The sequence below is a fragment of the Pseudomonas azerbaijanorientalis genome (genome assembly GCF_019139795.1).
GTDB classification, from domain to species: domain Bacteria; phylum Pseudomonadota; class Gammaproteobacteria; order Pseudomonadales; family Pseudomonadaceae; genus Aquipseudomonas; species Aquipseudomonas laurylsulfatiphila.
The window spans coordinates 169293-182332 of the sequence record NZ_CP077078.1 but is presented as its reverse complement, the minus strand read 5'-3'; the positions used below and the strand labels follow the sequence as shown (position 1 = coordinate 182332).

The 13040-nt window shown below is 60.6% G+C and carries 13 protein-coding genes; 6 read left to right on the top strand and 7 right to left on the bottom strand.

What is annotated here, in order from left to right:
• Positions 1–4 precede the first annotated feature (4 nt).
• Both KSS91_RS00850 and KSS91_RS00845 read right to left on the bottom strand, forming a co-directional pair.
• Positions 5–772, bottom strand: coding sequence for a TerC family protein (locus KSS91_RS00850; protein ID WP_015092873.1), 768 nt, complete (start codon positions 770–772; stop codon positions 5–7).
• A gap of 85 nt (positions 773–857) precedes the next feature.
• On the bottom strand, positions 858–2165 hold the full coding sequence (locus KSS91_RS00845) for a CitMHS family transporter (protein ID WP_015092872.1): 1308 nt from the start codon (positions 2163–2165) through the stop codon (positions 858–860).
• A 417-nt stretch (positions 2166–2582) separates the two neighbouring features.
• On the opposite strand from KSS91_RS00845, the gene KSS91_RS00840 reads away from it, so the two are divergent.
• A complete protein-coding gene (locus tag KSS91_RS00840; RefSeq protein ID WP_015092871.1) occupies positions 2583–2984 on the top strand; it encodes a GFA family protein in 402 nt (133 codons plus the stop codon).
• Here the strand turns inward: KSS91_RS00840 and KSS91_RS00835 are convergent, their stop codons facing one another.
• A complete protein-coding gene (locus KSS91_RS00835; protein WP_217836776.1) occupies positions 2985–3311 on the bottom strand; it encodes a DOPA 4,5-dioxygenase family protein in 327 nt (108 codons plus the stop codon).
• An 83-nt stretch (positions 3312–3394) separates the two neighbouring features.
• Between KSS91_RS00835 and KSS91_RS00830 the strand changes: the two genes are divergently transcribed.
• Positions 3395–4060, top strand: a complete 666-nt coding sequence (locus tag KSS91_RS00830) for an NAD(P)-dependent oxidoreductase (RefSeq protein ID WP_217836775.1) — start codon at positions 3395–3397, stop codon at positions 4058–4060.
• 59 nt (positions 4061–4119) lie between these two features.
• Here KSS91_RS00830 and KSS91_RS00825 read toward each other — a convergent pair whose 3' ends face one another.
• Positions 4120–5070, bottom strand: a complete 951-nt coding sequence (locus KSS91_RS00825) for a choline sulfate utilization transcriptional regulator (RefSeq protein ID WP_217836774.1) — start codon at positions 5068–5070, stop codon at positions 4120–4122.
• Positions 5071–5184: 114 nt separating this feature from the next.
• Here KSS91_RS00825 and betC point away from each other — a divergent pair, with 114 nt between their 5' ends.
• The 3 genes from betC to KSS91_RS00810 all read left to right on the top strand — a co-directional run bounded on the left by betC (position 5185) and on the right by KSS91_RS00810 (position 9350).
• The gene (gene betC, locus KSS91_RS00820) at positions 5185–6699 is read left to right on the top strand and encodes a choline-sulfatase (RefSeq protein ID WP_217836773.1); all 1515 of its coding nucleotides are present in this window, start codon (positions 5185–5187) and stop codon (positions 6697–6699) included.
• 16 nt (positions 6700–6715) lie between these two features.
• The gene (choX, locus tag KSS91_RS00815) at positions 6716–7636 is read left to right on the top strand and encodes a choline ABC transporter substrate-binding protein (protein ID WP_217836772.1); all 921 of its coding nucleotides are present in this window, start codon (positions 6716–6718) and stop codon (positions 7634–7636) included.
• Between the two features lie 145 nt (positions 7637–7781).
• The gene (locus KSS91_RS00810; RefSeq protein WP_217836771.1) at positions 7782–9350 is read left to right on the top strand and encodes a SulP family inorganic anion transporter; all 1569 of its coding nucleotides are present in this window, start codon (positions 7782–7784) and stop codon (positions 9348–9350) included.
• A gap of 90 nt (positions 9351–9440) precedes the next feature.
• Here KSS91_RS00810 and aroE read toward each other — a convergent pair whose 3' ends face one another.
• Both aroE and hemF read right to left on the bottom strand, forming a co-directional pair.
• The gene (aroE, locus tag KSS91_RS00805) at positions 9441–10262 is read right to left on the bottom strand and encodes a shikimate dehydrogenase (protein ID WP_217836770.1); all 822 of its coding nucleotides are present in this window, start codon (positions 10260–10262) and stop codon (positions 9441–9443) included.
• Positions 10263–10275: 13 nt separating this feature from the next.
• The gene (hemF, locus tag KSS91_RS00800) at positions 10276–11190 is read right to left on the bottom strand and encodes an oxygen-dependent coproporphyrinogen oxidase (RefSeq protein WP_126048423.1); all 915 of its coding nucleotides are present in this window, start codon (positions 11188–11190) and stop codon (positions 10276–10278) included.
• 164 nt (positions 11191–11354) lie between these two features.
• Between hemF and KSS91_RS00795 the strand changes: the two genes are divergently transcribed.
• Complete coding sequence (locus KSS91_RS00795; protein ID WP_217836769.1) at positions 11355–12332, top strand: NADPH:quinone reductase; 978 nt, start codon at positions 11355–11357, stop codon at positions 12330–12332.
• 116 nt (positions 12333–12448) lie between these two features.
• Here KSS91_RS00795 and tsaC read toward each other — a convergent pair whose 3' ends face one another.
• The gene (tsaC, locus tag KSS91_RS00790; protein WP_126048420.1) at positions 12449–13006 is read right to left on the bottom strand and encodes an L-threonylcarbamoyladenylate synthase type 1 TsaC; all 558 of its coding nucleotides are present in this window, start codon (positions 13004–13006) and stop codon (positions 12449–12451) included.
• Between the last annotated feature and the right edge of the window lie 34 nt (positions 13007–13040).

Below are 13040 nucleotides of genomic sequence, written 5' to 3'. Positions count from 1 at the left end.
CGGGTTACTGGCCCGGAATGTCCTTGCGCAGTTTTACCGGATCCTGCTGTTTCTTCTTTTTCGCGATGGCAGTGCGCATCTTGATGTTGATCGCTTCCACCGCCAGCGAGAACGCCATGGCGAAGTAGACGTAGCCTTTTGGCACGTGCACGTCCAGGGATTCGGCAATCAGCACGGTACCGACGATCAACAGGAACGACAGCGCCAGCATCTTCAGCGACGGATGCTTGTCGATGAACTCGCTGATGGTGCCGGAAGCCCACATCATCACCAGCACCGCCACGATGATCGCCGCGACCATGACCGGTACGTGGGAGACCATGCCGACCGCTGTGATGACCGAGTCCAGGGAGAACACGATGTCGATGATCGCGATCTGGATGATGGTGTAGAGGAAGTTGCCGCCCTTGCCCGAAGGCTCTTCGTTGGTTTCGTCTTCACCTTCCAGGGCGTGGTACATCTCTTGCGAGCTCTTCCACAGCAGGAACAGACCACCGAAGAACAGGATCAGGTCACGTCCGGAGATGCCCTGGCCGAACATGACGAACAGGTCATCGGTCAGGCGCATGACCCAGGTGATCGACAGCAGGAGGAGAATTCGCGTGATCATGGCCAGCGCCAGACCGAAAATCCGGGTGCGCGCCTGCATGTGTTTGGGCATGCGGCTGACCAGGATCGAAATCATGATGATGTTATCGATGCCCAGGACGATTTCCAGGGCGGTCAGGGTTAAGAAGGCAACCCAGATTTCAGGGTTGGTCAGCCATTCCATGTGTATTCCTTTGAGCGATTGTTAAACCACAAAGGGCCCGGGCTTCAAACAGCGAAGCCTGGACCCGAAGTGGTGAGTCTTGGGCTTATAGGGTGCTGAACATCGGGAAAGTCCCCAACAGCAGTGCAGCAATCAGTATGCAGATACAAACCAGCACTGCCCACTTCAGGGTGAAGCGCTGGTGGTCACCGAAATCAATACCGGCCAGGGCCACCAACAGATAGGTCGATGGAACCAGCGGGCTCAACAGGTGGACGGGCTGACCGACGATCGAGGCACGTGCCATTTCCACCGCGGTTATACCGTAGTGACTGGCGGCTTCGGCAAGTACCGGTAACACGCCGTAATAAAATGCATCGTTCGACATGAAGAAGGTGAACGGCATGCTTACCAGCGCCGTGATCACCGCCAGGTACGGGCCGAGGAAGTCCGGAATCACCGACAACAGACTTTTCGACATGGCATCGACCATGCCGGTGCCCGTCAGGATACCTGTGAAGATGCCGGCCGCAAAGATCAGCCCGACCACGGCCAGTACGCTACCGGCGTGAGCCGCGACGCGATCCTTCTGCTGTTGCAGGCAAGGATAGTTGACGATCATGGCGATACTGAACGCCACCATGAACAACACCGGCAACGGCAGCAGGCCGGCGATCAGGGTGCACATCAGGCCTAGCGTCAGGGCGCCGTTGAACCATATCAGCTTCGGACGACGGGCATCCGGGAACTGCGAAACACTGATTTCGCTGTGGTCGACTTCATCGCCCACCAGGTGCAGTTCACCCAGGCGCGCACGTTCACGTTTGCCATAGAAGTAAGCGATGGCCAGGATCGCCACCACACCGGCCAGCATCGCCGGGATCATCGGTACGAAAATAGCCGACGGGTCCACGTGCAGTGCGCTGGCGGCACGGGCGGTCGGACCGCCCCATGGGGTCATGTTCATCACGCCACCGGCGAGGATGATCAGGCCGGCCATGATCCGCGGGCTCATGCCGATACGGCTGTAGAGCGGCAGCATGGCGGCCACACAGATCATGTAAGTGGTCGCGCCGTCACCATCGAGGGAAACGACGAGCGCCAGTACAGCGGTGCCGACCGAAACTTTCAGCGGGTCGCCCTTGACCATTTTGAGGATCTTGCGCACGGCCGGGTCGAACAGGCCGGAGTCGATCATCAGGGCGAAATACAAGATAGCGAACATCAGCATCACGCCGGTCGGCGCGAGCTTGGTGATGCCTTCGAGCATCATCGGGCCGATTTTGGGGCCGAAACCGCCGAACAGGGCGAAGATGATTGGAATGAGGATCAGGGCGATCAGCGCAGACAGGCGCTTGGTCATGATCAGGAACATGAACGTGATGACCATGGCGAAGCCAAGGAAAGTCAGCATGGGAGTACTCCAGGCGTAGCGCGGCTAGGGAATGGGCGGATCGGGCGGGATCAGCGCAGAACGGGAAGCACGAGATGTACGGACGGAGGCACAGCGAAGTGGCGGGTAGGAGAGGGCATCAGAATCACCATTGTTGTTGTTAAATGGGCCTTTCGAGCAATCGAACACTCGCATTGGCCACCGGTCTTTTGCCGGTAGTGGCGGCGATCCTAATCGGGGAAGCTTTCAGCCAGCTTTCGCAGTTGAAAGCTTTGACCGGATGCACGACCGGTCGTCGGACGGGGGCAGGGAGGTGAACCGGGTTACGGCCTTCGCGAGCAAGCCCGCTCCCACACTGGATCTGTGTCGTACACAAAGCCAATGTGGGAGCGGGCTTGCTCGCGAAGGCGTCAGTCATTACGCAGCAGGAGGAATCTCATGAACAATGTTCACACCGGCGGTTGCCACTGCGGGCAGCTGCGCTATCAATTCAGCGGGCCACTGCACGATATCGTCCACTGTCATTGTTCGATTTGCCGACGGGTCAGCGGCGGCATCGTGACCACCTGGATCACCGTGCCGGCATCCGCCTTTCAATGGCTGGCCGGGACGCCGTCGCGGTACGACTCTTCATCCACCTGCGCGCGCTATTTCTGCGGTCACTGCGGGGCGCAACTGGCGGTGGTAACGCACCTGAGCCCGGACAGCATCGACCTGACCATCGCCACCCTCGACCACCCCGAGCAGGCACCGGCGCAGCGGCACATCTGGACCGACAGCCGCTTGCCGTGGCTGCATCTGGACGAACACTTGCCCGGCGAGGCTGAAGAAACACTCTGATCAAAAAATAGACAGGTCCAGCGGTCGAATCGCACCCATCCAGATCGCATGCTCGGTGTGGTCACGCAGATCGTCGCCGGTGTCCGGGTGTAGAAACACCACCAGGCCCTTGCGGTTGAGCGCCAGCCACGGCAGCACGTCGCCCAGCACCTGCGGCTCGAACGCCAACTGGCAGCTCCAGTCCGGGTGCGGACCGACCGGGCGCTCGTGCACACGGCCCATTTTCACTGGAAACAATTGCGCCGCCCGCTCACACAGGGCCCGCGCCTGCCCGATCGAGTCGGCATCGAAGTAAACATGGGCGTGATAGCCCGTGATCTGCTGCATTGCAATCCCCCTGAAAGCTGTTCGAACCCTCACCCTTTCCTGCGGGTCACACGTCATATAGACGCTGGAAAAAGGGTTCAGCCATGAAAAATGCCGAAACCCCCGTTGTGAAAGTGGTGCTTTATGGTGCCATGAGTAGCCTGGGCAGTGCGCTGATGGCTGAAATGCTAAGGCGTCAGCATGAAGTGATCGCGATTCTCGATGACCTCAATGCGCTGGCACCCCGTCCGGGGCTGCGCACCAAGACTGGCGACCTGTTCGACGCGCAACGGGTCAAGCAGAGTGTGGCCGGCAGCTCCGTGGTCGTCTGCTTGCTGGACGCTCCTGGCTTACCGTTCAACAGCGAACACGTGGAAAAAACCATCGTACCGGGTCCGGTCGAGCAAGTGCTGGCAGTCGACGCCTTGATTGAAGGCCTGCAAGGAGCAGGCGTTGCCCGGCTGTTCCTGGTTGGAGATTTCGCGGTGCTGGACGAGCCCGAGCTCGAGGACAGCCTGCAACGTCACGCCGCAGAGGAAATCCGCGAAGCACTGCAAAGCAGTCCTTTGCAGTGGACGCTGGTTAACGAACCGCGCGGGGTACCGGGGCTGACCATCGAACATTTCGCCAAACCCGGTGGCAACCTCGAACCGGGGCTGGCCGAACCGCTCGGGCGATTGGCTCGCACCGCCGTGGGCATTGCCGATGAATTGCACCTGAAACTGCACATCCGCGAACACGTCAGTTTCATCGCGACCTCGGAACCTTGAAAGATCGCAGCCTTCGGCAGCTCCTACAGGCGCTGCCGAAGGCTGCGATCTTTTGACGCTCAAACCGCAATCGAAGGAAACGCCAACCCCGTCAACGACTCCGCGCTGCCCGCCTGTTCAGCCATCAACCAATCCACAAACTGCTGGATCAACACCCCACGCCGTTTACGCTGGGGCAAAACCACGTAATAGCCCAGCCGGGACATCACCGTTTCGCCGATCGGTCGACACAACAACCCTTGCGCCAGCAAGTTATCCACAAGGTGGCGCCAGCCGATGGCCACGCCCTGACCACCAATCGCCGCCTGAATCAGCAAGGTGTAATTGTCGAAACGCAGTTGCCCGGGCGCCGGGGGCGAGGTGATGCCCAATTCGCGGAATACGCCGCTCCAGTCGAACCAGTTACTGCTGTTTTCCCCGCGCAGATGCAGCAATGGAAACTCGAGCAATGCCTGGGGGGGCAAAGGCAGGGAACGCTCACTGAGCAACTGCGGGCTGCACACCGGAAACACTTCCTCACTGAACAGCCAATGGCTTTCACCCTGCTTGAAGCGGCCATCGCCGAACAGTACCGCCACGTCGATATCGGTACGTAGCATGTTATGACTGCGTTCACTGGTGACCAGGCTGACATCCACCTGCGGATTGGCCGCGTGAAAGCGATGCAGACGCGGCATCAACCAATAGGCGGCGAAGGCAAAATCCGTGGCCACCTGCAGCACTTCATGCTGTTGCTGGGCACTGATTGCGCTCAATCCTGCGTCGATATTCTGCAATCCGAGCTGAACCTGCTGAAAAAGTATCAGCCCGGCTTCAGTCAGCTCGATACCGCGATAAATGCGATCGAACAATCGAGTCGCCAGTTGTTCTTCAAGGCGCTTGATCTGCTGACTGATGGCCGGCTGCGTGGTGCCGAGTTCAACCGCCGCCGCGGTAAAGCTGCGCTGACGGGCTGCCGCTTCGAAAGCACGAAGCAGATCCAGTGACAGGTCACCCAGGGAGTCATACATAAGCTGTGCTTATCCTAGTCATTGCCGTGCATGGGCTTTACCGCAAAGAGCTTGGGTTTCATTCTCGAAGCCAGCACTCTCGCATAAACATCCACTATGGAATGCCGCGATCACATGAAGCGCAAGAACATTCTTTTCATCATGGCCGATCAAATGGCCGCGCCAATGTTGCCGTTCTACGGTCCATCGCCCATCAAGCTGCCCAATCTCAGCCGCCTCGCCGCACAAGGTGTTGTGTTCGACTCGGCTTATTGCAACAGCCCCCTGTGTGCGCCGTCGCGTTTCACCCTGGTCAGCGGCCAGTTGCCGAGCAAGATCGGCGCCTACGACAACGCTGCCGATTTCCCCGCCGACGTACCGACTTATGCCCATTATTTACGCCGCCTCGGCTACCGCACCGCCCTGTCGGGAAAGATGCATTTCTGCGGGCCGGACCAGTTGCACGGCTACGAAGAGCGCCTGACCAGTGACATCTACCCGGCCGACTACGGCTGGGCAGTGAACTGGGATGAACCGGACGTGCGTCCGACCTGGTACCACAACATGTCCTCGGTGCTGCAAGCCGGCCCGTGCGTGCGCACCAACCAGCTGGATTTCGACGAAGAGGTGGTATTCAAGGCCCAGCAGTACCTGTTCGACCATATCCGCGAGGATGGTGACCAGCCGTTCTGCCTGACCGTTTCCATGACTCACCCACACGATCCGTACACGATTCCCAAGGCTTTCTGGGATTTGTACGACGATGCCGATATCCCGCTGCCTACAACCCCGGACCCGCATGATCTCGATCCGCACTCGCAACGTTTGCTCAAGGTCTATGACCTGTGGGACAAGCCACTGCCTGTGGACAAGATCCGCGATGCCCGCCGCGCCTATTTCGGCGCGTGCAGCTATATCGACAGCAACGTCGGCAAACTCCTGCAAACCTTGGAAGATACCGGGTTGATCGACGACACCATCATCGTGTTTTCCGGTGACCACGGCGACATGCTCGGCGAGCGCGGCCTCTGGTACAAAATGCACTGGTATGAAATGGCTGCACGGGTGCCACTACTGATCAGCGCACCGGGGCAGTTCGGTGCCGGCCGGGTCAGCGCCAGTGTTTCCACGGCGGACCTGTTGCCGACATTCGTCGAACTGGCCGGCGGCTCGCTGGAACCGGGCCTGCCGCTGGACGGCCGCTCGCTGGTGCCGCACCTGCAAGGGCAGGGCGGCCACGATGAAGTGTTCGGTGAATACATGGCCGAAGGCACCATCAGCCCGCTGATGATGATCCGCCGCGGTGCCTATAAATTCATCTATAGCGAAGACGACCCTTGTCTGCTCTTCGACGTACACAATGACCCTCGCGAACTGGAAGAACTCAGCCATTCGCCGCAACATCGCCAGCTGTTCGACGATTTTCTCGCTGAGGCGCGGGCGAAATGGAATATTCCGGCAATCCACCAGCAAGTGCTCGCCAGCCAGCGGCGCCGGCGTTTCGTGGCCGAGGCGCTGACCCTCGGCAAGCTGAAGAGCTGGGATCACCAGCCGCTGGTGGACGCCAGTCAGCAATACATGCGCAACCACATCGACCTCGACGATCTGGAACGTAAAGCACGTTATCCACAACCCTGCCAAAACCAATAACGTTAAGGGGAAGTCCATGCAAAGGTTATCCACAGTACTGACGGTCGGGCTCCTGGCTCTGGGCAGTGCATCGGCGTTTGCCGATCAGAGTTGCGAGACCGTGAAGATGGCCGACCCGGGTTGGAGCGACATCGCCGCGACCAATGCCATCACCGGGTTTCTGCTGGACGGCATGGGCTACAAGGCCAAGATCGACACCCTCGCGGTTCCGATCACTTTTGGCGGGCTCAAGGATGGCCAGGTCGATGTGTTCCTGGGTAACTGGATGCCGGCACAGCAGGGCTTCTATGACAAATTCGTCGCCAACGGCGATGTCACGCAACTGGCGAAGAACCTCGACGGCACCGAATTCACCCTCGCTGTTCCGGATTACGTATGGAATGCAGGTGTGCATAACTTTGCCGACCTGAACAAATACGCCGACAAGTTCGACCGCAAGATCTACGGCATCGGCTCCGGTGCACCGGCGAACATCTCGCTGCAAGAGATCATCAAGAAAAACGATTTCGACATGGGCCAGTGGAAACTGGTCGAATCCAGCGAGCAAGCCATGCTGGCGGAAGTGTCCCGCGCGGTGAAAAAGCAGAAATTCGTGACCTTCCTCGGCTGGACCCCGCACCCGATGAACGTGCAACTGAAAATGCATTACCTCAAGGGTGGCGAGAAGTACTTCGGTGACACCGGCAGCGTGCACACACTGACCCGCAAAGGTTATGCACAGGCCTGCCCGAACGTTGGCAAACTGCTGACCAACCTGAGTTTCACCCAGGATATGGAAAACAGCATCATGGCCGAGGTGGTGAACAACAAGGTCAGCAACGCCGACGCAGCCAGGGCGTGGATCAAGGCCAACCCTGCGGTGCTGGACAAGTGGCTTGATGGAGTGAAGACCGTGGATGGCAAGGACGCGCTGCCGGCGGTCAAAGCCAAGTTGTAACCAATACTTGTGGGAGCGGGCTTGCTCGCGAAGGCGGTGGATCAGTCGACATTAATGTTGTCTGACCCACCGCCTTCGCGAGCAAGCCCGCTCCCACAGATCATGTCCTGCTACCCTTGCGCAAAATTCCCGACCGAGAGGCCCCATGGCCCTGCCAAGCCGCCATTCACTCTTTCCATTCCTCAGTTGGTTGCCCAAGCAAACCCGCGCCAGCGTCGGGCGCGACCTGGTCGTCGGCCTCAGCGGCGCGATTCTGGCGTTGCCGCAATCCATTGCCTACGCGCTCATTGCCGGCCTCCCCCCGGAATACGGCCTCTATGCCGCAATCATCCCGGTGCTGATCGCCTGCCTCTGGGGTTCGTCGTGGCATTTGATCTGCGGTCCTACAGCGGCCATCTCGATTGTCCTGTACGCCAGCGTCAGTCCTCTGGCCATTCCGGCGACGCAGGACTACGTCACCGTGATCCTGTTGCTCACCTTCCTGGCTGGCATCTTTCAATGGCTGCTGGGTTTGCTGCGATTTGGCGCGCTGGTGAATTTCGTCTCGCACTCGGTGGTACTCGGCTTCACCCTTGGTGCTGCCGTGGTGATTGCCATCGGTCAATTGCCTAACCTGCTGGGACTGGACTTGCCCAGCCAAGCCACCGCGCTGGACAGTTTCATCACGTTATTGCGCCATCTCGGCGAAATGGACAAACCTTCGCTGGCGCTGGGGCTGGCGACCCTGGTGGTCGGCGTAATCCTCAAACTGTGGTTGCCACGCTGGCCGACGCTACTGATCACCCTGATCCTTGGCGGACTGCTGGTCTGGCTTTGGCCGTCGATGTTCGGCCATGTGCAACTGGTCAGCGCCTTCACCGGCAAGCTGCCGCCTTTCAGTCCGTTGCCGCTGGATCTCGATCTGATCCTGCGCCTGCTGCCCAGCGCCGTGGCGGTTGGCATGCTCGGGCTGGTCACCAGCCTGTCGATTGCCCGCTCGATCTCGGCACGTTCGCAGCAACTACTCGACGCCAACCAGGAAGTTCGCGCCCAGGGCTTGTCGAACATGGTCGGCGCGTTTTTTTCCGGATCGCTGTCGGCCGGCTCTTTCACTCGCTCAGGCCTGAGCTATGAAGCGGGCGCCTGTTCGCCACTGGCCGGGATTTTTTCGGCATTGTGGGTTGCGCTGTTCGCGATCTTCGGCGCGAGCCTGATCGCGCATATCCCGATTCCGGCCATGGCCGGCAGCATTCTGTTGATCGCCTGGGGCCTGGTGGACCATCGCGGCATTCGCGCGTTGTTGCGGGTCAGCCGCGCCGAGTTCGTGGTCATGGCGCTGACCTGCGTCGCTACGCTGCTGCTGGAATTGCAGACGGCAATCTACGCCGGCGTATTGGCCTCGCTTTTTTTCTATCTCAAACGCACATCGCAGCCACGGGTGCAGCATGTACGTGATGGCGATGAGGACATTCTGCGGGTTGGCGGTTCGATCTTTTTCGGTGCCAGCCACTACCTGCAAGTACGCCTGCAACGCATGCACGGCGCGCGCGTGGTGATCGAGGCGCAGCAGATCAACTTCATCGATTACTCAGGGGTGGAAATGCTGCACCAGGAGGCGCGACGATTGCTGCGCCAGGACCGCAGCCTGACCTTGCGCCGGGCCCGGCCGCAGGTGATGGAAGAGCTGAGGAAGCTGGAAGGGGCCGAGAAATGCCCGATCCGGTTTGAGGACTGAGCCGAAATCGGTGTCGCGCCATTCGCGAGCAGGCTCGCTCCCACAGGTTCTTGGTGACCCCCTGTGGGAGCGAGCCTGCTCGCGAAGCTTTTAAAGGGCCAACTGCCGACGCAACTCAGCCAGCACCGGCGCTGTATCCGGTCGCACGCCGCGCCACAGGAAAAACGCTTCCGCGGCCTGCTCGGCCAACATCCCCAAGCCATCCATCACCACCGCCGCCCCGTGTTCGCTGGCCCAGCGGCAGAACGAGGTCGGCTCCTTGCCGTACATCATGTCGTAGCACACCGTTTTGCCCGGTTCGATCAGGCTCGGCGCAATCGGCGGCACATCGCCCGTGAGGCTCGCGGAAGTCGCGTTGATGATCAGGTCCACCGACTCCTGCAACCAGTCGTAGCCACTGGCCGAGACCGGCCCCAGATCGCAGAACAGCTCCGCCAGCAGCTCGGCCTTGTCCACCGTGCGGTTGGCGATGATCACCGAAGCCGGCTGCTCGGCCAGCAGCGGCTCCAGGGCACCGCGCACCGCGCCGCCAGCGCCGAGCAGCAGGATACGTTTGCCCTTGAGGCTGAATCCGGCGTTAACCGTCAGGTCCCGCACCAGCCCGGCACCGTCGGTGTTGTCGCCCAGCAGGCTGCCATCGGCCAGTTTGCTCAAGGTATTGACCGCACCGGCGCGCTGCGCCCGCGCCGTCAGGCTGTTCGCCAGCCGGTAGGCCTCTTCCTTGAACGGCACCGTCACGTTGGCGCCGCGTCCTTCGAGGAAAAACGTCCGGGCACAGGTGGAAAAGTCGTCCAGCGGCGCCAGCAGCGTGTTGTAGTCCAGCTTTTGCGCGGTCTGCTCGGCGAACAGGCGGTGGATCAACGGTGATTTGCTGTGGCCAATCGGGTTACCGAATACGACATAACGGTCCATCAGGATTCCTCGTTCAAGCTTCGGCCAACCAATCGCGGTCCTGCAGGAAGTACTCCGTCAGGCGCGCTTCTTCGCTGCCAGGCTCGGCCTTCCAGTCGTAGCCCCAGCGCACTTGCGGTGGCAGCGACATCAAGATCGACTCGGTACGCCCACCCGATTGCAGGCCGAACAACGTGCCGCGGTCGTAGACCAGGTTGAATTCAACGTAGCGGCCACGGCGGAACTCCTGGAACTCACGCTGCTGGGCGGTGAACGCGTCGTTCTTGCGGCGCTGCACGATCGGCAGGTAAGCATCGATGTACGCGTCACCGATGGCACGCATGAAGGCGAAGCTGGTGTCGAAATCCCACTCGTTCAGGTCGTCGAAAAACAACCCGCCGATGCCACGCGGCTCGTGACGATGCTTGATGTGGAAGTAGCTGTCGCACCAGGCCTTGTAACGCGGGTAGACGTCCGGGCCGAAAGGCGCACAGGCCTGCTCGGCGATGCGATGCCAGTGGATGCAGTCTTCTTCGTTACCGTAATACGGGGTCAGGTCGAAGCCGCCGCCAAACCACCAGACCGGTTCTTCACCTTCTTTTTCAGCGATGAAAAAGCGCACGTTGGCGTGGGAAGTCGGCACATGGGGGTTGTGCGGGTGAATCACCAGCGACACGCCCAAGGCTTCAAAGCCACGGCCCGCCAGTTCCGGCCGGTGGGCGCTGGCGGAGGGTGGGAGACCGCTGCCGAAGACGTGGGAAAAGTTCACGCCACCCTTTTCAATTACCGTGCCGTTTTCAATCACGCGGGTGCGACCGCCACCGCCAGCCGGCCTGGTCCAGGCGTCTTCGACGAATTGCGTGCCACCGTCTTCGGCTTCCAGGGCGGCGCAGATACGGTCTTGCAGGTCGAGCAGGTAGGCTTTTACGGCCTCGGTGCGGGTCGTCATGTCATCACCTTGAATCGGGCAAAACTACGCGGCGCTCCATTGGAGCGGGGGTCAGCGCAAATGGGCCCGTAGCATACCATCGCAAGTCCACCAGTCGCAGTTGACGAAGATCAAGCTTAGGAGTCCGATAGGGCGCTTGGTAAAACGACCTATGGAGAGTTCCGATGGCAAAGCGTATCCAGTTTCGCGCCCATGGCGGCCCCGAAGTGCTCGAGTATGTGGATTACCAACCCGCCGAGCCAGATCCGAAGGAAGTGCGCGTGACCAACAAGGCCATCGGCCTGAACTTCATCGACACCTATTACCGTAGCGGCCTGTACCCGCCGCCATCCCTGCCATCGGGCCTCGGCTCGGAGGGTGCGGGCGTGGTCGAGGCGGTAGGCAGCGAGGTGTCCCGCTTCAAGATTGGCGATCGCGTGGCCTATGGCAGCGGCCCTCTGGGCGCCTATAGCGAAGTTCATGTGTTGCCCGAGGCCAATCTGGTGAAACTGCCGGACGCCATCAGCTTCGAACAGGCCGCTGGCGTGATGCTCAAGGGCCTGACCGTGCAGTACCTGCTGCGTCAGACTTATGAACTCAAGGGTGGCGAAACCATCCTGTTCCACGCCGCAGCCGGCGGGGTAGGCTCACTGGCCTGCCAATGGGCGAGGGCCTTGGGCGTGAAGCTGATCGGTACGGTCAGTTCGGCCGAGAAAGCCGCACTGGCCAAGGCCAATGGCGCTTGGGCGACCATCGACTACAGCCATGAAAACGTCGCCCAGCGCGTGCTGGAATTGACCGACGGCAAAAAAGTCCCGGTGGTGTACGACGGCGTTGGCAAGGACACCTGGCTGACGTCACTCGACAGCGCCGCACCGCGTGGCCTGGTGGTGAGTTTCGGCAATGCGTCCGGCGCGGTCGATGGCGTGAACCTGGGGATCCTGGCGGGGAAAGGCTCGCTGTATGTGACCCGGCCAACCCTGGGCACTTATGCGAACAACGCCGAGAATCTGCAACGCATGGCCGACGAGTTGTTCGAGATGATCATCAGCGGCAAGCTGACCGTGGACATCAGTCAGCGTTTTCCACTGGCTGACGCGGCGAAGGCGCAGACCGAGTTGTCGGCACGGCGTACGACGGGTTCGGTTGTTCTGTTGCCCTGAATGGGTAGTTGACTGGTAGGGCCCCTTCGCGAGCAAGCCCGCTCCCACACTGGATTTGTGAACGACACAGATCCAGTGTGGGAGCGGGCTTGCTCGCGAATGAGGTTAACCCGGTCTCAATCCGGGCGCACAACCTTGCCGGTCGCCAGATCGCGAATCACGCTCGGGTTCTTGCGCCCACCCAGATTGCCACCCAGTACCAGATCGAGCTGCCCACGGAAGTACTGCTCGACGCGAATCCGCGTACGTGCCGCCGGGCGCCCCTGCGGGTTGGCCGACGTCGATACCAGCGGCCCGACCAGCGCGCACAAGTCCCGCACCAGTGGGTGATCACTGACCCGCAGCGCCACGGTTTCATGCACGCCGGTAATCCACTGCGGCAGCAGGTTCTGGTGCGGCACCAGCCAGGTGTTCGGCCCCGGCCAGGTACTGGCCATGCGGTCCATCCACAATTCGGGGAAGTCATCGAAGAGGAAATCGAACTGACGGATGTTGTCGGCGACCAGGATCAGTCCTTTATCCTCAGACCGCCCCTTGATCAGCAGCAGTCGCTCCACCGCTTCCTCGTCCCACGGGTCGCAACCCAGGCCCCAGACTGCTTCGGTTGGGTAGGCAATCACCGCCCCGGCGCGAATTGCTTGCGCGGCTTGTTGCACACGCCAACTGTTGACCATGAAAAACTCTCCAGAATAAGGCTCTGCGCAGTTT